The organism is Rhizobacter sp. J219 (assembly GCF_024700055.1).
Classification (GTDB): domain Bacteria; phylum Pseudomonadota; class Gammaproteobacteria; order Burkholderiales; family Burkholderiaceae_C; genus Rhizobacter.
The window spans coordinates 4,093,757-4,119,238 of record NZ_JAJOND010000001.1 but is presented as its reverse complement, the minus strand read 5'-3'; the positions used below and the strand labels follow the sequence as shown (position 1 = coordinate 4,119,238).

Below are 25,482 nucleotides of genomic sequence, written 5' to 3'. Positions count from 1 at the left end.
GTGCTGATGGTCGAGCAGAACGTGCGCAAGGCGCTCGCGGTGGCCGACCGCGGCTATGTACTCGAACGCGGCCGGCTCGTCGCCAGCGGCCCAGCCAACCTGCTCGCACGCTCTTCGGTCGTGCGCCAGGCTTACCTGGGCAAGGCCACCCCACCGACTTCCCCCACGCCTCATTCCAAGGAGACCCCGATGTCCGACCTCTCCATGCTCATCAACGGCCTGGCCGTGTCCGCCGAAAAAGGCGCGACCTTCGAACGCCGCAACCCACTCGACGGCAGCGTTGCCACGCGCGCACCGGCGGCGAGCGAAGCCGATGCCGTGGCGGCTGTCGACGCAGCGGCCGAAGCCTTCAAGACGTGGAGCCAGACCGGGCCCGGTGAGCGCCGCGCGCTGCTGCTCAAGGCCGCCGACGCCCTCGAAGCCAAGACGCCGAAGTTCATCGAAGCGGTCGCGGCCGAAACCGGCGCCACCGGCCTGTGGGCCGGCTTCAACGTGCACCTGGCGGCCGGCATGGTCCGCGAGGCCGCGTCGCTCACCACGCAGATCAGCGGCGAGCTGATCCCGAGCGACGTACCAGGCTCGCTCGCGATGGGCATGCGCCAGCCGGCCGGCGTGGTGCTCGGCATCGCGCCGTGGAATGCGCCGGTGATCCTCGGCGTGCGCGCCATCGCAACACCGCTCGCGTGCGGCAACACGGTGGTGCTCAAGGGCAGTGAGAACTGCCCGCGCACGCACCAGCTGATCGTCGAAGCCTTCCAGGAAGCCGGCCTGCCGGCCGGTGTCGTCAACTACATCACCAACGCGCCGGCCGATGCGGCACGCGTCGTCGAGGCGATGGTCGCCCACCCGGCCGTGCGGCGCGTCAACTTCACCGGCTCCACCCGCGTGGGCAAGCTGATCGCCCTCACCTGCGCGAAACACCTGAAGCCGGTGGTGCTGGAACTCGGCGGCAAGGCACCGCTCGTGGTGCTCGACGACGCCGATCTGGATGCGGCCGTCAACGCCGCCGCCTTCGGCGCCTTCATGAACTCGGGCCAGATCTGCATGTCGACCGAGCGCCTCGTGGTCGACACGAAGATCGCCGACGACTTCGTGGCGCGCTTCGCGAAGAAGGCCCGCGGCCTGCCGCTCGGCGACCCGCGCAAGCCCGAGCCGGTGGTGCTGGGCAGCGTGGTCGGCATGGGCACGGTGGAACATTGCAACGCGCTGATCGACGATGCGCTCGCCAAGGGCGCCAGGCTCGTCTGCGGTGGCAAGGCCGACAGCACGCTGATGCCGGCGACCATCCTCGACCACGTGACGCCGGCAATGCGCATCTACCGCGAGGAAACCTTCGGCCCGGTGAAGTGCGTGGTGCGCGTCGACGGCGTGGACGCGGCGGTGGCCTGCGCCAACGACAACGAGTACGGCCTGTCGTCGGCCGTCTTCGGCCGCGACATCGCCCGCGCGCTCAACGTGGCACGGCGCATCGAAGCCGGCATCTGCCACGTCAACGGCCCGACGGTGCACGACGAAGCGCAGATGCCCTTCGGCGGCGTCAAGGGCAGCGGCATCGGCCGCTTCGGCGGCAAGGCGGGGGTGGCCGAGTTCACCGAGCTGCGCTGGGTGACGATCCAGACCAGCGAACGGCACTACCCATTCTGATCAACCGATGCCGGCTTCTTTCTCGGCCCGGATGCGCGCGTTGACATACGCCCCTTGCGGCACGTGCAGCAGGTCGGCCACGCGCCACAGCACATGCCGCTCGTGCGCGCTCAGGTGGCCATCGGCGTAGGCCACACGCCACATGTGCTCGATCATGCGCAGCTTTTGCGGCATCTCGAAGCGCTCGTTGATGCGCGAGGTGAAGCTGAAGAGGTCGGTGGAGCGTTTCGCGGCGTCTTCGGCCAGCTCGGTGAGGCGCTGCGCTTCGTCGTCGGAGAGCGCGAACTTGTCGCGCAGGCCCGCCAGTACCGCTTCGCGCTCGCCGGCATGGAAGCTCGGATCGGCGCGCATCACCTCCACCAGCATCACCGCCGTCGCGAGTTGAAGCGCGTGTTCGCCAGCGGCCGGGTCGGTGCTGGCCGCCGGGGGCAAAGGCTGTCGAAAAGGTCCTTGAGCGTCTTGAGCATGCGGGGATGATGGCACGTGGCGTGCCGCGTAAACCCTGGGCGTTTCGATACGACTGGTTGCATTCCACGGGGGATGCACTGCGCGCGATGTGTCGCCATCCCTAGAGTCGGGTGGTAGGGACTTCCGCACAGCCCTGAGTCGACTGCCAGAATTTTCACAACCTGGTGCCTTGTGTGCCCCCAGGGCTGGACCGCATCCAGCCTGCCCTCCCGCGGGGGCCAAAAAAATAACTTGGGGCGGCCCGGCGTTTTCCTCCGAGGTGGTCGATGGTGTTGTCTTGCTTGGCCGGCACGTGGCGTGCGCGGCGTTTTCTCCTCAGTTCACTGGTGCTGGCAGGCCTGCTGGCCGGCTGCGGCGGGGGCGGCGACGACGGCACAGCCACCACCGGCGGCTCCGACCAGACCGGCCCCAGCGCCGACGACGAAGGCCTCGGTCTCGATGCCCTGCTCGGGCGCGGCGGCGCCGAGTACTTCCCTCTCGGCAACAACGACCAGTGGGTCTACCGCACCGGCGACGGCGGGCAGCTCAAGTTCAAGGTGACCGGGCGCGAGCGCGTCGGCAGCGTCGACACCCGCATCGTCACGCACAACGTGCCGGGCTTCGCGCCGTTCGAACAGGTCAACTTCGCGATCGACGCACGCGCACTCCGCCAGGTGCCCGGCGCCAGCGCCAACCCGGTGCTGCAGGCGCTCGGCCCGCTCGACGTGATGCGTTTCCCGCTGACCCCGGGCGAGCGCTTCGTGCAGGTCGACCGCACGGTCGACTCGGGCGTCGACATCGACGGCGACGGCCGCAACGACATGCTCAGCGTGCGTTCCGAGGTGACGATGGTCGGCTTCGAGCTGCTCACGCAGACGGAGGCCGGCCTCTTCCCGCGCAGCGCGCACCTGCGTACCCGCATCGAGCAGACGCTCGTCGCCTCGGCCACCGCCACACCCTCCACCATCACCGCCACCATCGACGACTGGTATGCACCGGGCGTCGGCCTGATCCGCAGCCGGGGTGTCTTCCGCGAGGGCGATGCGGTGCAGAACACCAGCCAGAGCCTGCTGGCCTACCGCGTGGGCGGCCGGCGCAGCGACGCGGTGGCGCCCGTCGTCACCGCGATGGACCCGGCCCCGCGCAGCCTGAATGGCAGCCGCACCATCGTCAACGTCGACTTCAGCGAGCCGCTCGATGCCGATGCGCTCGTGCCCACGAGCGTGGCCGTCACCGACGCAGCCGGCCGCGCGGTCTTCGGCAACATCTCGCTCAACGGCAACCGCCTCACCTTCGTGCCCTACGAGCCCTGGGCGAGCGGCGTCTACACCCTCCGCCTGGGCGCCGGTCTGGTCGACCTGGCCGGCAACGCGCTGCGCCCGCGCAGCTGGGCCTTCACCATCGAGGCCGAAGCGCCGACCGCGGTCGCGTTGTCGCCGGCGCGCGATGCGGGCGACGTGGCGCTCGACGCCGTGCTGCGCGCCGAGTTCAGCGAGGCGCTCGATGCGCGCACGGTGCCCGGCAACGTGCGGCTGTTCAATGCCACCACGAGCGCCGAAGTCGCGGCGACCGTCACGCTCGTGAACCCGCGCACGATCACGATCCGCCCGCAGGCCCCGCTGCAGCGCGCCACGCGCTACCTGGTGCAGTTCGATCCGGCGATCACCGACCTGCGCGGCAACCCGCTGCTGATGAGCCAGCCCTGGACCTTCGGCACCGACCCCGGCCTCTTCGGCTACCCGACGCTGGTGCAGCCGCAGTACGCACCCGAGGCGGTGGCGGTCGGTGACGTCAACGGCGACGGCCTGGCCGACGTGGTGATGAGCACCTATTTCTCGTTCGACCCGGTCAACGACTTCAAGCTCGTGGTTTACCTGCAGCGCCCCGACGGCACGCTCGCCGACCCGGTGCGCTACCCGAACGCAAGCTACAGCGAGTGCAAGGCCAGCTCGCTCGCCATCGCCGACCTCGACGGCGACGGCCGCAACGACGTGGCCATCGGCCAAGGCGGCTGCGGCGTCGAGATCTTCCTGCAACGCCCCGACGGCACGCTCGCGAGCGGCAACTGGCTGCCTTATGGCGAGTCGCACCGCATCCGCGCCGCCGACCTCAACGGCGACGGCCTGGCGGACCTCGTGGGCATGAGCGCGCAGACCGGCCAGGTGGCGGTGTGGTACCAGGTCGGTGGCCGCATCTCGCTGCCGACCTTCTACCCGGTCGATGCGGGCGGCGGCAGCGTCTTCACCGCCGGCGACCTCGACGTGGGCGACCTCAACGGCGACGGCCGCCCCGACATCGTGGTGAGCAACCCCAACGGCGACGCCACACGCTCGATCGCACTGCTCTACCAGCAGGCCGATGGCCGCTACGGCGCGCCCCTCACGCAGAGCGTCGACAGCAGCTGGGCCGCGCGTGGCGTGGCGATCGGCGACCTGAACGGCGACGGCCGCCGCGACCTCGCCGTCACCTGGGGCGGTGCCGCGCCGGCCGCGCTCTCGGTCTTCTACCAGCGCACCGACGGCACGCTCGCGCCGCCCGTCACGCTCACGAGCCTCGACTACCCGGGCGCGATCGAGATCGCCGACCTGAACCAGGACGGCCGACTCGACGCTACCGTGGCGCACGACGGCTGGGGCAGCGTCGGCGTGTACCTGCAAGGCAGCGACGGTGTGCTGCAGGCCGAGCAGCGCTTCGACGGCACGGACGGCAGCGCCAACCCGCACGGCCTCGCGGTGGGCGACCTGAACGGCGACGGCCGCACCGACATCGCCCAGGCCGGCGTCTCGGTGCTCTACAACCGCGGCACGCCCGCGTCGGCCGCGGCCACCGAGCGGCGCATGAGCCAATCGGCCGCGGCGCCCACGCTGCGCTGGTGGCTGGGCGTGGGCGGCCGGGCGCCTTCTGCGTCATCTGTGCAGCCGTCGCGCAGCAACGCCCGCTGACCGCGTCGCAGCGCGGCGAGCCGCCACTGGCGCCTTGCCGCCGGCGTTTCGCGCCAGCCCAGGGCCGTTCGTCACACGGCCCTCGCCGGGCACTCCTGGTGTGGGAAGAATCGCGTCATCCCAACACCCACATCAGGAGGACGGCCACCATGCGATCCACATTCACCTCCCGCCTCGCGGGCCTTGCGCTCGCCGCCGCATGTGCGGCCCCTGCCTTGGCCCAGGTCGGCCTGCAACGCGAGAGCTGGACGCTCGCCAACGCCGAAGGCCCGGCCGACAAGGTCGGCGGCATGGTCTGGTACCCGACCGCGGCCAAAAGCGAGACCCAGCACTTCGGCCCCTTCACGCTCAAGGCCGCCCTGGGCGCCAAACCCACCGCAGGCCGCCACCCGCTGGTGCTGATTTCGCACGGCAACGGCGGCACCGACCTCGGCCACGCCTGGCTCGCCGAGACGCTGGCCACCGCAGGCTACGTGGTGGTGGCGATCCGCCACCCCGGTTCGAACTACCAGGACATGAGCGCAAAGGGTCGGCCCGTCTACTTCACCGAGCGGCCACGCCACCTGAGCCGCGTGCTCGACCTGTTGCTCGCCAGCGAGCGATGGGCGCCGCTGATCGACGACGCGCGCATCGGCGTCATCGGCACCTCGGCCGGCGGCCACACCGTGCTCGCCCTGGCCGGCGCCAGGCCCCAGCCGTTGCGCGCAGCACTGCATTGCAGCGTGCAAGGGCGCGGCCTGGCCGAAGACCCGACGATGTGCCTGCAGGGCGGCTTCACCAAGAGCCAGCCGGCCCCGGTGCCCGACGGCCAGGGCGAGCCGGTCGACCGGCGCGACCCGCGCATCCGCGCCGTGGTGGCCGATGCGCCACTCGTGATGGGCCTTGCGCCCGAGTCGCTCAGCGGCATCACCGTGCCGCTGCTCGTGCAGTACGGCGCACGCGACGACAACCTCGTGCCACGCTTCCACGCCGAGGCGCTGTGCACGGCCCTGCCCAAGGCCACCTGTTTCCGCGACGAACGCGCCGGCCACTTCGCCATCTTCCAGACCGGCACCGGCCGCCTGGGCCCGCCCGGGCTCGACCCTGCCGAAGACCCCGACGGCTTCGACCGCGCCGCGTGGCAGGCCGCCGCCGGCCCGCGCATCACCGCCTTCCTCAAGGAGGCGTTGCGCTGATCAGTGGCTGATCATCCAGGGCCGTTTGCTCGGGAAGGCCTTGGCGCCGTTGGGCGCGGTGACGGTCGCCTTGCGCGAGGCGCCCGTCGAGCAGCAGCCGCAGCCGGCCGGGTGCTTGAGCCGCGCGTAGTCGCCCGAGCGTTTGGGCTCGTGCCGCGCCCGCTCGTTGGTCTCCATTGCGCGGCGCGTCGTGCCCTCCATCAGTCCGAGCCGCGGCGCCGTCGCGAAGACACGCGGCGACGGCGCCCCGCAATCGGGACAGGCCGCTGCCTCGTTGCGCATCGCCAGCGTGCGGAACGCATCGAAGCCGCCGCAGTCGGCGCAGGCATAGTCGTACGTGGGCATGTGCGTCGCTCCTAGACCAGGTCAGGGGACAACGGCATCTGCACCGATCCGTCGATGAACTTCTGCGGCCCCGCGGCATTCGGGTTGATGTCGAAGTCGAAGATCTGCGTCGGCAGCCACAGCGTCGCGCAGGCGTTCGGCACGTCGACCACGCCGCTGATGTGGCCCTGCACCGGTGCCGTGCCGAGGATGGAGTAGGCCTGCGCGCCCGAGTAGCCGAACTTCTTCAGGTACTCGATCGCGTTCAGGCAGGCCTGGCGATAGGCCACGTTGACGTCGAGGTAGTACTGCTTGCCCGATTCGTCGACGCTGATGCCTTCGAAGATCACGTAGTCGTTGTAGGTCGGCGTGATGGGGCTCGGCTTGAAGATCGGGTTCTTGATGCCGTACTTGGCCATGCCGCCCTTGATGAGGTTGACCTTCATGTGCACCCAGCCGGCCATCTCGATCGCGCCGCAGAAGGTGATCTCGCCGTCGCCCTGGCTGAAGTGCAGGTCGCCCACGCTCAGGCCCGCGCCGTCGACGTAGACCGGGAAGAAGATCTTCGAGCCGCGCGACAGGTCCTTGATGTCGCAGTTGCCGCCGTGCTCGCGCGGCGGCACGGTGCGTGCGCCGGTGGCGGCCGCCTGGGTCAGCGCATCGCCTTTGAGCTTGCCCATGTGGGCGGTGCCGGCGAAGGGCGGGTTGGCCAGGCCGCTGGTCGCCGGGTCGGAGTCGATCAGCGCCTGCTCGCGCGTGTTCCACATCTCCAGCATCTTCGGGTCGGGCAGGCAGCCGATGAGGCCGGGGTGGATGAGGCCGGCGTACTTCACGCCCGGCACATGGCGCGAGGTGGTGAACATGCCGTGGAAGTCCCAGATCGACTTCTGCGCCTGCGGGAAGTGCTCGGTGAGGAAGCCGCCGCCGTTCTTCTTCGAGAAGAAGCCGTTGAAGCCCCAGAGGCTGTCGTCCTTGGCGCCGATGTCGAGCAGGTCCACCACCAAGAGGTCGCCGGGCTCGGCGCCTTTCACGCCCACCGGGCCCGAGAGGTAGTGCACGGTGGTGAGGTCGATGTCGCGCACGTCGTCGGCGGAGTCGTTGTTCTTGATGAAGCCGCCGGTCCAGTCGTAGGTCTCGAGCACGAAATCGTCGCCTGGCTTGACCCAGCAGGCCATCGGGATGTCGGGGTGCCAGCGGTTGTGCACGCCTTCGTTCGTGGGGGCGGGCTTGGACAGGTCGACCTTGATGAGTGTCTCGGGCATGGTGGGGCTCCTCGCAGGGTGGATGGGTCAGACGGAGAGGTATTGCTTGATGTGGGCGACGTCAGTGTCGGCGCGCTTGGTCTCGTGCACCAGGCGGCCGCCTTCGATGACGAAGAGCCGGTCGGCCACGTCCATCGCGAAGCTCAGCACCTGCTCGCTCACGACGATGGTGATGTCGCGCAGGCGGCGGATCTCGTTCAGCGCTTTCGCGATGTCCTTGATGATGGAAGGCTGGATGCCTTCGGTCGGCTCGTCGAGCAGCAGCACCTTGGGGTTGGTGACGAGCGCGCGGGCGATCGCGAGCTGCTGCTGCTGGCCGCCGGAGAGGTTGCCGCCCTTGCGGCGGCGCATCTCCCACAGCACCGGAAAGAGCGCGTAGATCTCCTCGGGGATCTTCTTGACCTTCGCGTTCTCCAGGCCCGTCTGGATGTTCTCTTCGACCGAAAGCGTCGGGAAGATCATGCGACCCTGCGGTACGTAGGCGATGCCCTTGGCCACGCGCTTGTAGCTTTCGTCGTGGCTGATCTCGGAGCCGGCCACCTGCACGCTGCCGCTCTTCGTCGGCAGCACGCCCATCAGGCTCTTGAAGAGGGTCGTCTTGCCCATGCCGTTGCGGCCCATGATGGCGATGGTCTCCTTGGTGTTCGCTTCGAACGAGATGCCGTGCAGCGCCTCGCTCTGGCCGTAGGCGACGAACAGATCCTTGACGTTCAACATGTGGTGCTCCAGTTCAATGGCCGAGGTAGACGTCGATGACCTTCGGGTCGTTCTGCACTTTCTCCATCGACCCTTCGGCGAGGATCTTTCCCTGGTGCATCACGGTGACCTTGTGGGCGATCTGCTTGACGAAATCCATGTCGTGCTCGATCACGATCACCGCGCGGTTGGCGCAGATGCGCTTGAGCAGCTCGGCGGTCAGCTCGCGCTCGCGGGCACTCATGCCGGCGATGGGCTCGTCGAGCATCAGCAGTTCGGGCTCCTGCATCAGCAGCATCCCGATCTCCAGCCACTGCTTCTGGCCGTGGCTCAGGAGGCCGGCTTCCATGCCGAGCATCTCGGCCAGGCCCACCTCTTCGGCCACCACCTGCACGCGCGACTTCACCTCGTCGTTGCACTTGAAGAAGAGCGCGCCCAGCACCGAGCGGCCTTTCGGGAACGACACTTCCAGGTTCTGGAAGACGGTGAGGTTCTCGTAGATCGAAGGCGTCTGGAACTTGCGGCCGATGCCGCGGCGCACACGGGTGTGCTCGGGCAGCTTGGTCAGCTCCTCGTTCTTGAACTTGATGCTGCCGCCGCTGGCCTTGGTCTTGCCGCAGATCAGGTCGAGCAAGGTGGTCTTGCCGGCGCCGTTGGGGCCGATGATCACGCGCAGCTCGTTCTTGTCGATGTAGAGCGTGAGCGCATCGATCGCCTTGAAGCCATCGAAGCTGACGGTGAGGTCTTCGACCGCGAGGGCGAAGTCGGTGTTGCTGCCGAGGGTCATGGTGCGTGTCCTTTGCAGTTCAGGCGCGCTGGCCGCTGATGCCCATCGGCAGCGACACCGGTGGCGTGGCGGGCGGCGGCGGGGGCTCGGGGTAGGAGGCCTGCGCGGCGGCCACACGCTCGCGAATCGACACCCGCTCGGCGCGCCGGCGCTGCCACCACGGCTTGAGGTGGCTTTCCACCAGCCCGGCCAGGCCATTGGGGAAGGCCATCGTCACGCCGATGAAGAGCGCGGCCATCAGGAAGAGCCAGAGGTCCGGGAAGCTCTCGGAGAAGAAGGTCTTGCCGGCGTTCACGAGCAGCGCGCCGTACACCGCGCCGACCAGGCTCATGCGCCCGCCGACCGCTGCGTAGATCACCATCTCGATCGACGGCACGATGCCGACGAAGCTGGGCGACATGAAGCCCACCTGCAGCGCGAACATCGCGCCGCCGATGCCCGACAGCGCCGCGCCCAGGCAAAACACCGCCACCTTGAACATCGCCACGTCGTAGCCGGAGAAGCGCACGCGGTCTTCCTTGTCGCGCATCGCGAGCAGCAGCGTGCCGAGCTTGCTCTTCTGCACCCAGGCGCAGAGCACGATGCTCGCGAGCAGCAGGAGGCTGCACACGTAGTAGAGGATGACCTTGGCGCTGTCGGTGCGGATGTCCCAGCCCCACATCGTCTTCAGGTCGGTCATGCCGTTGACGCCGCCGGTGTAGCCCTGCCGGCCGATGATGAGCACCGAGAGGATCAGCGCCACCGCCTGCGTGATGATGGCGAAGTACACCCCGCCGACGCGCCGCTTGAACATCGCGTAGCTGATGATGAAGGCGAGCAGCGTGGGCACCGCGATCACTGCGAAGAGCGTGAAGGGCAGGCTCTTGAACGGGATCCAGAAAAGCGGCAGCTCGGTGAGCTGGTTCCAGTCCATGAAGTCGGGGATGCCCGGCGTGCTCTGGATCTTGGTGCTGACCGGGTCGCTCGCTTCGAGCTTGAGGAACATCGCCATCGCGTAGCCCCCGAGCCCGAAGAACACGCCCTGCCCCAGGCTCAGCACGCCGCCATAGCCCCACACCATCACCAGGCCGATGGCGACGAAGGCATAGGTGAGGTACTTGCCCACCAGGTTGAGGCGGAACACGTCGAGCGTGAGCGGCAGCAGCACGAGCAGCAGCGCCGCGAGGATGAGCATGCTGCCGATGCTCGGTTTGGCCAGCCAGTTCTTCAAGGCAATCATTCGTCGGTACTCCAGAACTTCAAATCAGCGGCGGACCTTGACCGCGAAGAGCCCTTGCGGCCGCGCCATCAGGATCAGCACGATCAGCGACAGCGTCAGCACCTTGGCCATCGAGCCGGTCATGAAGAACTCGCTGATCGACTGCGTCTGCGCGATGCCGAAGGCCGAGGCCACGGTGCCGAGCAGGCTGGCCGCGCCGCCGAAGGTGACGACGAGGAAGGCGTCGACGATGTAGAGCGAGCCGCTCGTCGGCCCGGTCGAGCCGATGGTGGTGAAGGCCGCGCCTGCCACGCCGGCGATGCCGCAGCCGATGGCGAAGGTGAGGCGGTCGGTCTTCTTGGTGTTGATGCCGATGGCGTTGGCCATCTGACGGTTGCTCACCGTGGCGCGCACACGCAGGCCCCAGCGGCTCTTGTAGAGGGCCAGCATCACGCCGCCGGTCACCACCGCCGTGAGCGCGAGCACGAAGAGACCGTTGATCGGGATGTCGAGCCCTTCCTTCGGCGCCCACGAGCCCATCAGCCAGTCGGGCAGCGTGGGGCTGACTTCCTTCGGACCGATGCCGGTGCGGAAACACTGCTGCAGCGCAAGGCTCACGCCCCAGGTGGCGAGCAGGGTGTCGAGCGGGCGCTTGTAGAGGTGGCGGATGAGCGTCCATTCGACGAGCCAGCCGGCGCAGAACGCAAACACGAAGGCCACGCAGATCGCGACCGGAAAGTAGTAGGGCATGAAGCCCGGTGCGAACTTCTCGGTGAGCGTGCTGCCGAGAAAGATGGTGTAGGCGCCGATGGTCATGAACTCGCCATGCGCCATGTTGATCACGCCCATCTGGCCGAAGATGATGGCCAGGCCCAGGCCCATCAGCAGCAGCACCGAGAAGAGGCTGAGCCCGGCGAAGCCCTGCATCAGGCCGATGTTCATGAATTCGGAAAAGCTCATCTGCTCACCTTGAATCGCTGCTGAGGAACAGGACCGCCCGCAGGGCTGGTCCGCATCGAGCGCGCACCGTGGAGCCGGCTTTGCCGGTCCACCGGTGCGGCCCCCTTTGAGGGGGCGGCCGTCAGGCCGTAGGGGGTGGGCTACTGATAGCCTTTCGGGAACGGGTCCGGCTTGATGAGGTCCTTCGACTCCGCGACCACCTTGAAGGTCGCATCCGGCATGCCCTGGCCAATGCGCGCTTTGCTCCACAGGTGGTGGTTGGCGTCGAGCTTCACGTAGCCCTCGGGCGCGGTCTTGAGCTCGATGCCGGGCGAGGCGGCGACCACCTTGTCGACGTCGAAGCTGCCGGCCTTCTCGACCGCGGCCTTCCACAGCCAGGGGCCGAGGTAGCCGGCCTGCGTCACGTCGCCGATCACCGCGTCCTTGCCGTACTTGGCCTTGAAGGCGGCGACGAACTTCTTGTTGTTCTCGTTCTCCAGCGTCTGGAAGTACTTCATCGACGAGTAGAAGCCGGCGAAGTTTTCGCCGCCCACACCGGTCATCTCGTCTTCCGTGACCGAGAGCGTCAGCAGGAACTGCTTGTCACCGGTGATGCCGGCGGCCTTGAGCTGCTTGTAGAACGCGACGTTCGAGCCGCCGACGACCGCCGCGAAGATGCAGTCGGGCTTGGCGACCTTGATCTTGTTGATCAGCGAGTTGAAGTTGGTGTGGCCGAGCGGGTAGTACTCCTCGCCCTTCACCGAGCCGAGCTTGCCCACCGTCTCGATGTGCTTGCGCGCGATCTTCATCGAGGTGCGCGGCCAGATGTAGTCGCTGCCGACGAGGAAGAAGGTCTTGGCTTTCTTCTCCTTCGCGCCCCAGTCCAGGCTCCAGATGATCTGCTGCGTGGCCTCTTGCCCGGTGTAGATCACGTTCTTGCTCTGCTCCAGGCCTTCGTAGAAGGTCGGGTAGTAGAGCAGGCCGTTCTCCTTCTCGAAGACAGGCAGCACCGCCTTGCGCGAGGCGCTGGTCCAGCAGCCGAACACCGTGGCCACACGGTCGTTGACGAGCAGCTTCTTGCTCTTCTCGGCGAAGGTCGGCCAGTCGCTCGCACCGTCTTCCTTGATGACCTTGATCTTGCGGCCGAGGATGCCGCCCATCGCGTTGATCTGGTCGATGGCGAGCTGCTCGGCCTGGATCGAGCCGGTCTCGCTGATGGCCATCGTGCCGGTGGCCGAGTGCAGCTGGCCGACGGTGACTTCGGTGTCGGTGATGGCGAGCTTGGTGGTGTTCACCTTCGAGGTCGGGAAGTTGGCCGACGCGAGGGTGGGCAGGCCGGCCAGCGGCGCGGCGGCCATGCCGGCCAGCAGCTGACGGCGGTGCCGGGAAGGAAGGTCGTCGTGTCGATCAGTCATGTCGCGCTCCGTTGCGTGGTGAGGTTCGTGGGGTTGCGGAGCACGGTGCTGCTCCGTTGCCTCAAGACTAGGGACGACCCTCTGCGCGCTGAATACGTCAATCAACGTACATGCAGGCCTCAGAGACTGCGCAGGCGCGGCACCCAGCGCTGCAGGTCGTGCGCACGGCGCAGCGCGTGAACGTGACGGCGGCCCAGCACGCGGCGCACGGCTGCGGCGGCTGTCGAGCCCATCGCGAGCCCCTGCACGCCGACGCCGCGCCGCCGGGCCTCGCGCACCGCGCGACGTGCATCGGCGAGCAGGTGCGTGGGGTCGTGCACGTCGATGTCGTACGGCTCGCCATCGCTCAGCAGCAGCACTGTGCGGCGTTGCACAGGCTGTGCGTCGAGCAGCGCGCAGGCATGGCGCAGCGCGACGCCCAGTCGGGTGGAGCCTTGCGCGTGCAGGCCGGCCAGGCGTGCAGGGTCGAGTTGCCGGTCGTCGAAGGTCTTCAGCACCACGCCGTGCTGGTGCTCGCGGCCATCGGAATGAAAACCATGCACGGCGCAGCGCCGGCCCGACGCCTGCGCGATGGCGTTCAGGCCCCACGCGGTGTAGCGCGCGAGATCGAGCCGGCCCTCGTCGGCCATCGACACCGAGAGGTCCAGCAGCACGAGCCAGGCCGCACGCACCGCCCGCGGCTCGCGGTCACGCAGCACGCGTGCTGCAGGGGCGTGGCCCGCGCGGTGTTGCGCCACCTCGCGAAGAGCGGCATCGAGATCCAGCTCGTCGCCGTGGCGGCACAGGCGGCGGCGCGAGGGCCGGGGGGTGCCGAGGCTGTGGGGCGCACGGCGCGCCAACGGTTCAAGCCAGGCCTGCGCGTCCTGCACCCACGCATGCAGCGAACGAGGATCGCCCGCGGCCGCCCTCTGCTCGCGCAGGCGGCACCAGTCGCGTCGGTAGGCGCCGATGCGGTGGTCCCACTCGGGGTAGTGGTGTTCGTCGCGCGGGTCGGGTGGGGCAGGCGATGGCGTGGCCGAGGCCGGCATCTCCATCGCGGCCTGCTGCTCGCGCGAGGGCGTGGGCTCGGCCCACACCGCCTCGGCCTGCGACAAACAGGCGTGGTCATCGCGGTACGAGGGCACGGGCCGGTACCCGCGATCGTGGAAGCGCAGCCGCATCTGGCCGATGTCGTGGCCCAGGCGCGAGGCGACCTGGCGCAGCGTGGTGGCGTCGCCCGCGCTGTCGGCCACGTGTTCGAGGAAGAGTGCACGCCCTTTGCACACCCAGGTGTTGGCGTCCGCGTAGCCGGGGTCGTGCAAGCCGCGTGCAAGACGGGCCATCAGCGCCTCGAGCTGGCTCCCGTCGTCCGGGCTCGCGGTGTGATGCGGATGCCACAGCGACCACAGGCCGGGCAGCTCACGCGCGGCCAGGCGCTCCACGCGCGCGTCTTCCAGCAGCCCGACGAGCGCACGCGTGAGCGGGTGCACGCCGCGCGGGTCGAAGTCGCCGCGGCTGTGCATCGCATGGGCCGCGGCATGCGCGGCTGCGGCTTCGTACCAGCGCGGGTGCGCGGCCTTCGCCGGCAGCCACAGCGTGGCCTGCCTCAGCGACGGTGCATCGGGTGCGTCGTCCGGCCAGGCATCGAGGGCCGGCGCGAACGGCCACATCGCCTGCAGGTAGTGGCGCAACACGGGCCGGCGCGCGTCCAGCGTGGCGTCGTGGCGCATCGTTCACTCAAGGAAGAAGGCGCGCACGATGGCATCGAGCGCCTCGGTCAATTCGGGCTCGTCGCTCAAGGGGCCCGTCACCGCCGCGCGACAGGCCTGGCCGGGGCGCACGCCAGCCTGCATCAAACACCCGGCGTGGACCAGCATGCGGGTCGAGGCGCCTTCGTCCAGGCCCTGTCCCTGCAGTCGCCGTGTGCGAAGCGCGAGCTGCACCAACTGCCCGGCCTGCTCGCGCGTGACACCGCTTTCATGCGCGACGATGGCGGCCTCGGTCTCGGGCGGCGGGTAGCCGAAGTCGAGCGCGCAGAAGCGCTGGCGCGTCGACATCTTCAGTTCCTTGAAGGCCGCCTGGTAGCCCGGGTTGTACGAGACGACGAGGCGGAAGTCGGCATGCGCGGGCACGAGTGCGTTGCAGGCCGCGAGCGGCAGCGAACGCCGGCTGTCGGCCAAGGGGTGCAGCACGACGGTGGTGTCGGCGCGTGCCTCCACCACTTCATCGAGGTAGCAGATCGCCCCGTGGCGCACCGCGAGCGTCAACGGCCCGTCCTGCCAACGCGTGCCCTGCGCATCGAGCAGCCAGCGGCCCACGAGGTCGGCCGCGCTCAGGTCGTCGTGGCAGGCGACGGTGATGAGCGGCTTTCGCAAGCGCCACGCCATGTGTTCGACGAAGCGGGTCTTGCCGCAGCCGGTGGGGCCCTTCAGCAGCAGGGGCAGGCCGCTTGCATGTGCCGCTTCGAAAAGCGCGACCTCGTCGCCGCTCGCCTGGTAGTAAGGCTCGGCGCCGAGGCGCCAGGCGGCCAGCGGGTCCACGCCGGGGGCGTCAGCGGTGCGCGCCAGCACTCTGGTTGGGGATGCCCTCGATCGGGCATTCCTCGGTGCCGACCGTCGGACGTGTGATCGCCTCCACCATCTGGCGCGTGCCCTCGGGGTCGTTGACCCACTTCGCATAGAAGTCGTAGGGGCAGGTCGCCACGCCCTGCGCGCCTTCGTGCGAATTGATCTTGCCGGTGTAGCCGCGGTGCAGCAGCTTGAAGAGGTGGTTCTCGCTCTGCCCGTTGCGGCGTGCGTCGCGGATGAGGCTCTTGGAGAGCGCGGCGTACTGGATGCCGTAGTCCTCTTCGCCGCATTCGCCGAGCGTGCGGCCGTCGAAGCCGACGATCGCCGAGTGGCCGAAGTATGAGTACACGCCATCGAAGCCAGCGGCGTTGGCGACCGCCACGTAGACGTTGTTGGCCCAGGCCATGGCCTTGGCCATCAGCACCTGCTGGTCTTTTGCGGGGTACATGTAGCCCTGGCAGCGCACGATCAGCTCGGCGCCCTTCATCGCGCAGTCGCGCCAGATCTCGGGGTAGTTGCCGTCGTCGCAGATGATGAGACTGACCTTCAGGCCCTTGGGGCCCTCGCTCACGTAGGTGCAGTTGCCGGGGTACCAGCCCTCGATGGGCACCCACGGCATGATCTTGCGGTACTTCTGGACGATCTCGCCCTGGTCGTTCATCAGGATGAGCGTGTTGTAGGGCGCCTTGTACGGGTGCTCCTCGTGGCGCTCGCCGGTGAGCGAGAACACGCCCCACACCTTGGCCTTGCGGCAGGCGGCGGCAAAGATCTCGGTCTCGTCGCCCGGCACGGTAGACGCGGTGTCGTACATCTCCTGGCTGTCGTACATGATCCCGTGGGTGCTGTACTCCGGGAAGATGACAAGGTCCATGCCGGGCAGGCCCTGCTTCATGCCCACGACCATCTCGGCAATCTTGCGTGCGTTGGCGAGCACTTCGGCCTTGGTGTGCAGCCGCGGCATCTTGTAGTTGACGACGGCGACGCCGACGGTGTCGTGGCTGCTGGAGATGTCGCCGTGCAACATGGTGGTGTGCTCCTCGGGTCGGTGACGATGTTGGTGCGACCTTAAGAACACTTCGGGTGCGCGCGAATACGTCAATCAACGTAGCCCAGGGTTGGAGCACTTCTTGCTATTTCACGGTTCACCGCTGTACCGGGCCTCGTGAAGTGCCAGCCGCCACCCAAAAGATCTTTCGCATCCGCCGCGACTACAACGTCTGGGTCGCCGACGAGACGCTGGAAGACTACGCACTGCGCTACACGCCGCGCAGCTTCCGCAAGTGGAGCGAGTTCCGTGTCGCCAACACGGCCTTCGGCGCCTGCTCCTTTCTTGCGCTCGAGGCCATCGGCGGAGCCATTGCGCTCAACTACGGCTTCTCGAATGCGCTGTGGGCCATCCTCATCGTCGGCCTCATCACCTTTCTCACCGGCCTGCCGATCAGCTACTACGCCGCGAAATACGGCGTCGACATGGACCTGCTCACGCGCGGTGCCGGCTTCGGCTACCTCGGCTCCACGCTCACTTCGCTGATCTACGCGAGCTTCACTTTCATCTTCTTCGCGCTGGAGGCGGCCATCCTCGCGCTCGCGCTGCAGATGTACCTGGGCTGGCCGATGCCATGGTGCTACCTGATCTCTTCGCTGGGCATCCTGCCGCTCGTGATGTATGGGATCACGCTCATCTCGCGCCTTCAGTTGTGGACGCAGCCGATCTGGATGGTGTTGCTCACGCTGCCCTTTCTCTGGGTGCTGTTCGAGAACCCGCAGGCCTATGCCGACTTCACCGGCCTCGTGGGCCGCGCCTCGGGCAGCAATGGCTTCGACTGGCTGATGTTCGGCGCGGCCGCCACGGTTGCCTTCTCGCTCGTGGTGCAGATCGGCGAGCAGGTCGACTACCTGCGTTTCCTGCCCGAGAAGACCGCGGCCAACAAGCGCCGCTGGTGGGCCGCGGTGCTGGTGGCCGGTCCGGGCTGGGTGGTGCCGGGCATGCTCAAGATGCTGGGGGGTGCGTTCCTCGCGTTCCTCGCCCTGCAGCACCAGGTATCCACCACCAAGGCCATCGAGCCGACGCAGATGTACCTGGCCGGCTTCGGCTACGTGTTCGACAACGCCAGCTGGGTGCTCGCGGCGACCGTGCTCTTCGTCGTGGTCTCGCAGGTGAAGATCAATCTCACCAACGCGTATGCCGGTTCGCTGGCGTGGAGCAATTTCTTCGCGCGGCTCACGCACAGCCACCCGGGGCGCGTGGTGTGGCTGGTGTTCAACGTGCTGATCGCCGTGCTGCTGATGACGCTCGGCATCTTCGAGGCGCTGGAGCGTGTGCTCGGGCTCTACAGCAACGTGGCCATCGCCTGGGTGGGCGCACTCGTTGCCGATCTGGTGATCAACAAGCCGCTCGGCCTGAGCCCGAAGCACATCGAGTTCAAGCGTGCGCACCTGTACGACATCAACCCGGTGGGCCTGGGCGCGATGGTGGTGGCCGCGGTGGTGGCGATCGTCGCCTACGCCGGCGCCCTGGGCCCCGCGGCCGAGGCCTTCGCGCCCTTCATCGCGCTCGTCACGGCCATGCTGCTGTCGCCGCTGCTCGCCTGGGCCACACGCGGGCGCTACTACCTCGCACGGCACAACCTCACCCGCTGGGCGCCCGGCGAGAGCGTGAAATGCTCGGTCTGCGACAACGCCTTCGAATCGGAAGACATGGCGCACTGCCCGGCGTACGACGCACCGATCTGCTCGCTGTGCTGCACGCTCGAATCGCGCTGCCACGACCGCTGCAAGACCGACTCGCGCGCCGCCGAGCAGGTGAGTGCGGCGCTTGCCACCGTGCTGCCCGAGCGGCTGGCGGCGCACGTCAACTCGCGCGTGGCGCACTACCTGGTGGTGCTGGCCTCGCTGATCGGCCTCGTGGCGGTGATCCTCGGCGTGGTGTACGACCAGCAGGGCGTGCTCGACCCGCAGATGCAGGCCGCGCTGCAGGCGCCGATGCTGAAGGTGTTTGCGCTGCTCTCGCTCATTGCCGCGGTGGGTGCCTGGTGGATCGTGCTCGGCAGCGAAAGCCGCCACATGGCGCAGGACGAATCGAACCGCCAGAACCAGTTGCTCACGCGCGAGATCGAAGCCCACCAGCGCACCGACGCCGCGTTGCAGCAGGCCAAAGACCTGGCCGAAGCCGCCAACCAGGCCAAGACCCGCTACGTGGCCGGCATGACGCACGAGCTGCGCACGCCGCTCAACAGCATCCTCGGCTACGCGCAGATCCTCCTCAAAGACGAGCAGGTGCAGGGCGCACGCCGCGCCTCGGTGGCCACCATCCACCGCAGCGGCGAGCACCTGCACGGCCTGATCGACGGCCTGCTCGACCTGGCGCGCATCGAGGCCGGCCGCTTGCGGCTCGACCCGGCGCCGCTGCCCATGCACGAGTTCCTCGACGACCTGGTGCGCATGGTCGGCCCGCAGGCCGAAGCGAAGGGCCTGCGCTTCAAGCTGGAGACGAGCGGACGCATCCCGCAGTACGTGAATGCCGACGCGCGCCGCCTGCGCCAGATCCTCATCAACCTGCTGGGCAACGCGGTGCGCTTCACCGACCAGGGCAGCGTGACGCTCAGGCTCGACCACCGCCGCGAGGTGGCGCGCTTCGAGGTGATCGACACCGGCATCGGCATCGCCGCACAGGACCAGGAGCGCATCTTCCTGCCCTTCGAGCGCGGCAGCGCGGGCCGCCGCACCGGTGACCCGGGCACCGGGCTCGGGCTCACCATCACGCACCTGCTCACGCAGCTCATGGGCGGTGAGCTCACGCTCAAGAGCGCGCCGGGCGAGGGCAGCACGTTCACCGTGCGGCTGTACCTGCGCGAGGTCAGCGCGCCCACACGCTCGCGCTTTGCGCACCGGCCGGTGACGGGCTACGTGGACCCGCGCCGCACGCTGCTCGTCGTCGACGACCAGCCGACCCAGCGCCAGATGCTGGTGGGCATGCTGGTGCCGCTCGGCTTTCACATCCGCGAGGCGGCGAGCGGCCGCGAATGCCTGGAGAGCGTGCTCGAGCAACGGCCCGACGCCGTGCTGCTCGACATCTCGATGGACGACATGGACGGCTGGGAAACCGCACGCCAGATCCGCCGTGCCGGGTTTGCCGACCTGCCGATCATCATGGTCTCGGCCAACGCCTTCGAGAACCAGCCCGAGAAGCTGGCCGAGGCGGGCGTTCAGGGCTTCGTCGACAAGCCGGTGATCGAGTCGGAGCTGCTCGACGCGCTGCAGCGCCAGTTGCAGCTCGAATGGCTGGCCGAGCTGGCCATGCCGGCGTGGACGGGCTCGGTGGTGTCCGACATGGAGGCTTCGCTGCCCTCGCAGCTGGTGAGCGAGCTGATGCGGCTTGCGCGGCTCGGCCACCTGCAGGGCCTGAAGGCGGCGGTGGAGGCCGCCCTGGTGAGCCACGCCGAATGTGCGCCCGAGCTGCGGCGCCTGGCCGAGCTGGTGGAGCGCTACGACCTCGACGGCGTGCTGCATCAGCTGGTGAAGAACCTGCAAGGCCGTTCGGCCGAAGAGGAGTTGACGTTGTGAATGCGCCCCACAGCGCGCGGCTGGCCGGCGTCGTGATGGTGGTCGACGACGTGCCCCAGTCGCTGGGCCCGGTGTGCCAGGCGCTCGAAGAACACGGCTACCGCGTGGTGGTGGCGCGCGACGGCGAGTCGGCGCTGGCACGGCTGGAGCTGGTGTCGCCCGACGCCATCCTGCTCGATGCGCTGATGCCTGGGCTGTCGGGCTTCGAGGTGTGCCGGCGCATCAAGGCCGATGCGGCGCTCGCGCACGTGCCGGTGATCTTCATGACCGGCCTGTCGGAGACGCCGCACATCGTCGAAGGCTTCGAGAGCGGCGGCGTCGACTACGTGGTGAAGCCAGTGCGGGCGCAGGAGGTGCTGGCGCGCCTGGCCACGCACCTGCGCAACGCCCGCGCGGTGCGCCTGGCCCGCGATGCGCTCGACGTTGGCGGCCACGGCGTGCTGGTGATCGATGCGCAACAACGCATCGCCTGGCGCTCGCCGCAGGCGGCGGCGTGGATGCACGAGCTGTACCCAGGCGTTGACGGCCTGCCGCGCGCCTGGCGCGACTGGCTGGCCGAAGGGCGCTCCAGCGAGCATGCGAGCCCGTCGCTGCACGTGCGCAACCTCGGGGCCGTCGGCCTGGGCGAGCAGATGCTGCTGCTGCAGCGGCGCTCTCTCGAAGCGGCCGTGCCCAGCCGCCTGAGCACCGCGGCGCTCACGCCCCGCGAAGCCGAGGTGCTGTCATGGGTGGCCAAGGGCAAGACCAACCGCGACGTGGCCGACATCCTCGGCATGAGCCCGCGTACGGTGAACAAGCACCTGGAGCATGTGTTCGAGAAGCTGGGCGTGGAGACGCGCGCGGCGGCCGCGGCGCTGGCGAGCCGGGAACTGGGCTGATACGCCGGACGCGCAGGTCGGATCAGAAAGTCTCCCAGGCATCGGCGTCGGCTCGGGCGGTCTCCGGTGCGGGCGCCGGTGCCGGTGCCGCAGATGCTGACGGCACCGGGGCGCTGTCGGCGCGTGCGACCGGCTTGGGCTCGGCCACGGCCCGCGCGCGCGCAGGCGGGGCGGCCTGACGGCTCGGCTGCGCGTGGTGGCCGGCGCTGCGGCCGGCAAGCGTGTGCTCCACGCCGACACGCGGGACCGGTGCGACGGACAGGCCATCTCCACCGGCGAGCTTGAAGACCGACACCGCGTCCACCAGTTGGCCCGCCTGCTGCCTGAGGCTTTCCGCGGCGGCCGCGCTTTCTTCCACCAGGGCGGCGTTCTGCTGTGTCACCTGGTCCATCTGGGAGACGGCATGGCCGACCTGCGTCACACCCGAACTCTGCTCGGCGCTGGCCGAGCTGATCTCGCTGACGATGTCGCTCACGCGGCGGATCGCCGAGACGATCTGCTCCATCGTGGCGCCGGCCTCGCCGACGAGCGAGGTGCCCTGCTCCACCTGTTCGACACTGTTGGTGATGAGGGTCTTGATCTCCTTCGCGGCTTCGGCGCTGCGCTGGGCCAGGCTTCGCACTTCGCTGGCAACCACCGAGAAGCCGCGGCCCTGCTCGCCAGCGCGGGCCGCTTCCACCGCGGCATTCAGCGCGAGGATGTTGGTCTGGAACGCGATGCCATCGATCACGCCGATGATGTCGGCGATCTTCTTCGACGACTCGTTGATGTTCCTCATCGTGCCGACGACCTGCCCGACGACTTCGCCGCCCTTGGCCGCCACGGCGCTGGCGCTGCCGGCGAGCTGATTGGCTTGGCGCGCGTTGTCGGCGGTATGGCGCACGGTCGCGCTCAGCTCGTCCATGGTCGCGGCGGTCTGCTGCAAGGCGCTGGCCTGTTCCTCGGTGCGCTGGCTCAGGTCCTGGTTGCCCTGCGCGATCTGCGCCGAGCCGGTGGCGATGGAATCCGAGGCGTCACGCACGCGGCCGACGACGCGGGCCAGGCCGGCTTGCATGTCGGCGAGAGAGGCAAGCACGCTGCCCGCAACGGCCGTGTCCGCGCCCTGGACGCGACCGAGGTCCCCCTCGGCCACCCGGCGCGCGGCGGCGCTGAGCAGCGACGGCTCGGCGCCGAGCGCACGCAGCAAGCCGCGCGTGATCAGGACGGCGAGCGATGTGGCGAGGACGATGGCGGCTAGGCAGGCCCCCAGCATCAGGTTGCGATCCGACTTGTAGGCGACTTCCGCGCGCGCGACCTCTTTCGTGCCGTGGTCGTCCGCCAAATCGATGTAGCGGTGGGCCGCCGCCAAGAGGCTCGCCAGGAGCGGGCGGCACTCGGCATTCATCTTCGCGACGGCCTCGTCGTGCTTGCCGCTCATCGCGACGGACACGATGTTCAGCGCCACCGGGCCGTAGCGCGATTCCACGCGGTCGATCTCTGCGGCGAGGTCCCGTTCACGCGCGTCCGGCGACCGGGCCACCATCTCTTTTAGCTTGGCGATGCTCTTCCCCACCTTCTCGTGCGAGGACACGATGGCCGTCTTCTCCGTTTCACGGTCGGCGGCACTGGACAACAGGACGAGGTTGCGTGCGCCGATGGCACGGGCGTTGGCGGCATCGAGCACGTCGTTGGCCAGCTTGATCCGGACGGCAGTGTCGTGGACGTAGGCCTCGTAGTCGTCGTGAGCCGAGCCCAGCGACACGAGCGCCAGGGAGGCCACGGCGATGACGATGGTGGTCAGCGTTCCGAAGGCGACCGCCAGCTTGAATCTGATGCTCAGGGTTCCGAAGTTCATGGACGTCTCCGAATTGGCCGCCGGCCGATGGACGAATCATGACTCCAAAATGATATAAATGATCTTTCTAGTTCGCACGAGTTCGCGAATTTATGCGCGATTTCCGCAAATTAAATGCCTCCTGTGCCTGCGCCACGCCGGGCACAGGCTCATGGGACGGCGGCGTCGCGGCCCAGGCACTCGGCGAGCAGGGCCGGGAGTTCGGCCACGAGGCGTGGCTTGTAGATCACCGGCACGCCGGCCAGCGCGAAGGCGTAGGGCTCGCGCTGCGCTTCGTCGAGTGAGGTCACGACGATCAGCCGGCTGCCGCTGAATTGCGGGTTCGTGCGCAGACTGGTGATGAGCGTCGCGCCGTCGATGCCTGGCAACAGGATGTCCACGATCAGCACCTGCGGCTGCAGTCGCCCGGCCATCGCGAGGCCGGCGATGCCCTCGTCGGCCACGTGCAATTCCACCTGCGGAAACTTCTCCCGCACCAGCAGGCCGACCAGGTTCTGGTAGTACGACGAGTCTTCGATCAGCAGCACCCGAGGGGCGCCGCCCGCGCCGGTTTGGCGATCGGGCGTGGGTGTCACCACGGGGCCAGCTGACGGCTGCTGGCGGGCGGCCAGCCACTGGTCGACCGAGGCACGCGAGATTCGGCGGTGCCCGCCGGGAGTCTTCCATGCCTCGAGTTCGCCACGGTCGACCATCAGCTGTACGGAGCGCACCGCCATGCCCAGTCGCTGGGCCACCTCGACGGTGGTGCAGGTGTCGTCGGCGGAAGTGGGAGGAGGGGAAGAAGCCATCGATTTGCCAAGTTGCAGGACCAGGATGCGCGCAGGGCAACATCCGCATAATTGATATAGATGATAACTGTCCTGCCAAATTCCCGCACGACGCCATCCATGAAGAAGATCTCATCGCATTGCCGATGTCCGGATCTCGGCGTGGAGGGTGGCGCCTATACTCCCGGCCCAGCGCTGATTTGTTCCGGCTTGCGAGCGCTCTATAAATCCAGCTAAAGACAGGACGCACATCCCGGTGTCCCGCTTTGGCGGCGCCGGGTTTTTTCTTTTCATGGTGCGAAGAACAACGTGACAGCTTCACTCGGTCATGTGACACCGCAGGCGATGCAGTTCGCCGAGCCTTTGCCCTTGCGCAGCGGCGCGAGCCTGCGCGACTACACCCTCGCCTACGAGACCTACGGCACGCTCAACGCCGACAGGAGCAACGCGGTGCTGGTGTGCCATGCGCTCAACGCGTCGCACCACGTGGCCGGCACCTACGAAGGCCAGCCCAAGAGCGAAGGCTGGTGGGACAACCTCGTCGGCCCCGGCAAGCCGCTCGACACCGACCGCTTCTTCGTGGTCGGCGTCAACAACCCCGGTTCCTGCTTCGGCTCCACCGGCCCGATGCACACCAACCCCGACACCGGCCGGCCCTACGGCGCCGATTTCCCGGTGGTCACGGTGGAAGACTGGGTCGACGCGCAGGCCCGTCTGCTCGACCGGTTGGGCATCACGCAGCTGGCGGCAGTGCTCGGCGGCAGCCTCGGCGGCATGCAGGCGCTGAGCTGGGCCATGCGCCACCCGCAGCGGGTGCGCCATTGCATCGCGGTGGCCACCGCCCCCAACCTGTCGGCACAGAACATCGCCTTCAACGAGGTCGCGCGCCGCGCCATCATCACCGACCCCGAGTTCCACGGCGGCCACTTCTACGCGCACGGCGTGGTGCCCAAGCGCGGCCTGCGCGTGGCGCGCATGATCGGCCACATCACGTACCTGTCCGACGATTCGATGGAGGCCAAGTTCGGCCGCAGCCTGAAGGGCGAGGCACCGGCCTACAGCACGCAGGACATCGAGTTCGAGATCGAGAGCTACCTGCGCTACCAGGGCGACAAGTTCAGCGAGTACTTCGACGCCAACACCTACCTGCTGATCACCCGTGCGCTCGATTATTTCGACCCGGCGCGCGAGCACGGCGGCAACCTCGCCGCGGCATTTGCCCCCGCGCGCTGCAAATTCCAGCTGGTGAGCTTCACGACCGACTGGCGCTTCTCGCCCGCGCGCTCGCGCGAGATCGTGAAGGCGCTGCTCCACAACCGCTTCGACGTGAGTTATGCCGAGATCGACGCACCGCACGGGCACGACGCCTTCCTGCTCGACGACCCGCGCTACCACGCGCTGATGCGGGCGCGCTTCGATGGGATTGCAAAAGAGTTCGAGAACAAGCCCGCTGCCGTGGCGCTGAAGGGGATCGCGGTATGAGCGACCGGAAAGACATCGAACTCATCGCCGAGCTGGTGCCCCCCGGCTCGCGCGTGCTCGACCTCGGCTGCGGCCGCGGCGAGCTGCTCGCCCACCTGCGCGACACGCGCCAGTGCACGGGCTACGGCATCGAGATCGACGACGACAACGTGCTGGCCTGCACACAGCGCGGCGTCAATGTGATCCAGCTCAACCTGGAAGACGGCCTCGCGATCTTCGAAGACCAGAGCTTCGACGTGGTGCTGCAGCTCGAGACCATGCAGCACCTCCGCCACACCGAGCGCCTGCTGCGCGAGACGGCGCGGGTGGGGCGGGTGGGCATCATGAGCTTCCCCAACTTCGCGCACTGGCCCAACCGCCTGCGCGTGGCCACCGGCCGCATGCCGGTGACCAAGGCGCTGCCCTACCAGTGGTACGACACGCCCAACATCCGCGTCGGCACCTACACCGACTGCGAGGTGCTGCTGCGCAAGGACGGCTTCCAGGTGCTCGACGGCTTCGGCATCCAGAACGGCGAAGTCGTGCGCCGTTTCCCGAACCTGATGGCCAGCGTGGCGGTGTTCAAGTTCCAGCGCGGCTGAGC

20 protein-coding genes are annotated in these 25,482 nt (G+C 68.3%); 7 read left to right on the top strand and 13 right to left on the bottom strand.

All coding sequences use genetic code 11. The features are described from left to right. Positions 1-189 precede the first annotated feature (189 nt). Positions 190-1,644 carry an aldehyde dehydrogenase gene (locus tag LRS03_RS19485; protein ID WP_257829616.1) on the top strand — a complete coding sequence of 485 codons (1,455 nt, stop codon included), beginning with the start codon at positions 190-192 and terminating at the stop codon, positions 1,642-1,644. Here LRS03_RS19485 and LRS03_RS19480 read toward each other — a convergent pair whose 3' ends face one another. After that, positions 1,645-2,076, bottom strand: a complete 432-nt coding sequence (locus LRS03_RS19480; RefSeq protein ID WP_257827607.1) for a tellurite resistance TerB family protein — start codon at positions 2,074-2,076, stop codon at positions 1,645-1,647. A gap of 362 nt (positions 2,077-2,438) precedes the next feature. Here LRS03_RS19480 and LRS03_RS19475 point away from each other — a divergent pair, with 362 nt between their 5' ends. Together LRS03_RS19475 and LRS03_RS19470 are read left to right on the top strand one after the other, a co-directional pair. Further along, the gene (locus tag LRS03_RS19475) at positions 2,439-5,033 is read left to right on the top strand and encodes an FG-GAP-like repeat-containing protein (protein ID WP_257827606.1); all 2,595 of its coding nucleotides are present in this window, start codon (positions 2,439-2,441) and stop codon (positions 5,031-5,033) included. Positions 5,034-5,182: 149 nt separating this feature from the next. Beyond that, positions 5,183-6,208, top strand: a complete 1,026-nt coding sequence (locus tag LRS03_RS19470; protein WP_257827605.1) for an alpha/beta hydrolase family protein — start codon at positions 5,183-5,185, stop codon at positions 6,206-6,208. Here LRS03_RS19470 and LRS03_RS19465 read toward each other — a convergent pair whose 3' ends face one another. The 10 genes from LRS03_RS19465 to LRS03_RS19420 form a co-directional block, all read right to left on the bottom strand. Continuing rightward, positions 6,209-6,553 (bottom strand): zinc ribbon domain-containing protein, encoded by a 345-nt coding sequence (locus LRS03_RS19465; protein ID WP_257827604.1) that lies wholly within the window; start codon positions 6,551-6,553, stop codon positions 6,209-6,211. It abuts the gene before it with no gap. A gap of 11 nt (positions 6,554-6,564) precedes the next feature. Beyond that, positions 6,565-7,794: a formamidase gene (gene fmdA / locus LRS03_RS19460; protein ID WP_257827603.1), complete on the bottom strand. Its 1,230-nt coding sequence runs from the start codon at positions 7,792-7,794 to the stop codon at positions 6,565-6,567. Between the two features lie 27 nt (positions 7,795-7,821). After that, a complete protein-coding gene (gene urtE, locus LRS03_RS19455) occupies positions 7,822-8,511 on the bottom strand; it encodes an urea ABC transporter ATP-binding subunit UrtE (protein ID WP_257827602.1) in 690 nt (229 codons plus the stop codon). 13 nt (positions 8,512-8,524) lie between these two features. Next, positions 8,525-9,277: an urea ABC transporter ATP-binding protein UrtD gene (gene urtD / locus LRS03_RS19450; protein WP_257827601.1), complete on the bottom strand. Its 753-nt coding sequence runs from the start codon at positions 9,275-9,277 to the stop codon at positions 8,525-8,527. A 19-nt stretch (positions 9,278-9,296) separates the two neighbouring features. After that, positions 9,297-10,496: an urea ABC transporter permease subunit UrtC gene (gene urtC / locus LRS03_RS19445; RefSeq protein WP_257827600.1), complete on the bottom strand. Its 1,200-nt coding sequence runs from the start codon at positions 10,494-10,496 to the stop codon at positions 9,297-9,299. A 24-nt stretch (positions 10,497-10,520) separates the two neighbouring features. Then, entirely contained in the window at positions 10,521-11,435 is a 915-nt protein-coding gene (gene urtB / locus LRS03_RS19440) for an urea ABC transporter permease subunit UrtB (RefSeq protein WP_257827599.1), read from the bottom strand. Positions 11,436-11,575: 140 nt separating this feature from the next. Then, the gene (gene urtA / locus LRS03_RS19435; protein ID WP_374685109.1) at positions 11,576-12,772 is read right to left on the bottom strand and encodes an urea ABC transporter substrate-binding protein; all 1,197 of its coding nucleotides are present in this window, start codon (positions 12,770-12,772) and stop codon (positions 11,576-11,578) included. 176 nt (positions 12,773-12,948) lie between these two features. Further along, positions 12,949-14,538, bottom strand: coding sequence for a nitric oxide reductase activation protein NorD (locus LRS03_RS19430; protein ID WP_257827597.1), 1,590 nt, complete (start codon positions 14,536-14,538; stop codon positions 12,949-12,951). Between the two features lie 3 nt (positions 14,539-14,541). Beyond that, a complete protein-coding gene (locus LRS03_RS19425; protein WP_257827596.1) occupies positions 14,542-15,348 on the bottom strand; it encodes a CbbQ/NirQ/NorQ/GpvN family protein in 807 nt (268 codons plus the stop codon). A 10-nt stretch (positions 15,349-15,358) separates the two neighbouring features. Then, the gene (locus LRS03_RS19420) at positions 15,359-16,399 is read right to left on the bottom strand and encodes an aliphatic amidase (RefSeq protein WP_257827594.1); all 1,041 of its coding nucleotides are present in this window, start codon (positions 16,397-16,399) and stop codon (positions 15,359-15,361) included. Between the two features lie 143 nt (positions 16,400-16,542). On the opposite strand from LRS03_RS19420, the gene LRS03_RS19415 reads away from it, so the two are divergent. Further along, positions 16,543-19,938 carry a hybrid sensor histidine kinase/response regulator gene (locus LRS03_RS19415; protein ID WP_257827587.1) on the top strand — a complete coding sequence of 1,132 codons (3,396 nt, stop codon included), beginning with the start codon at positions 16,543-16,545 and terminating at the stop codon, positions 19,936-19,938. Positions 19,939-19,973: 35 nt separating this feature from the next. Continuing rightward, the gene (locus LRS03_RS19410; RefSeq protein ID WP_257829614.1) at positions 19,974-20,816 is read left to right on the top strand and encodes a response regulator transcription factor; all 843 of its coding nucleotides are present in this window, start codon (positions 19,974-19,976) and stop codon (positions 20,814-20,816) included. A 22-nt stretch (positions 20,817-20,838) separates the two neighbouring features. Here LRS03_RS19410 and LRS03_RS19405 read toward each other — a convergent pair whose 3' ends face one another. Both LRS03_RS19405 and LRS03_RS19400 read right to left on the bottom strand, forming a co-directional pair. Beyond that, the gene (locus LRS03_RS19405) at positions 20,839-22,650 is read right to left on the bottom strand and encodes a methyl-accepting chemotaxis protein (protein ID WP_257827585.1); all 1,812 of its coding nucleotides are present in this window, start codon (positions 22,648-22,650) and stop codon (positions 20,839-20,841) included. Between the two features lie 149 nt (positions 22,651-22,799). Beyond that, positions 22,800-23,438, bottom strand: coding sequence for an excisionase family DNA-binding protein (locus tag LRS03_RS19400; RefSeq protein ID WP_257827578.1), 639 nt, complete (start codon positions 23,436-23,438; stop codon positions 22,800-22,802). Positions 23,439-23,726: 288 nt separating this feature from the next. Here LRS03_RS19400 and metX point away from each other — a divergent pair, with 288 nt between their 5' ends. After that, on the top strand, positions 23,727-24,899 hold the full coding sequence (metX, locus tag LRS03_RS19395; RefSeq protein WP_257827576.1) for a homoserine O-succinyltransferase MetX: 1,173 nt from the start codon (positions 23,727-23,729) through the stop codon (positions 24,897-24,899). After that, positions 24,896-25,480, top strand: a complete 585-nt coding sequence (gene metW, locus LRS03_RS19390) for a methionine biosynthesis protein MetW (RefSeq protein ID WP_257827574.1) — start codon at positions 24,896-24,898, stop codon at positions 25,478-25,480. Before metX ends, metW begins: the two co-directional genes overlap by 4 nt. Positions 25,481-25,482 lie beyond the last annotated feature (2 nt).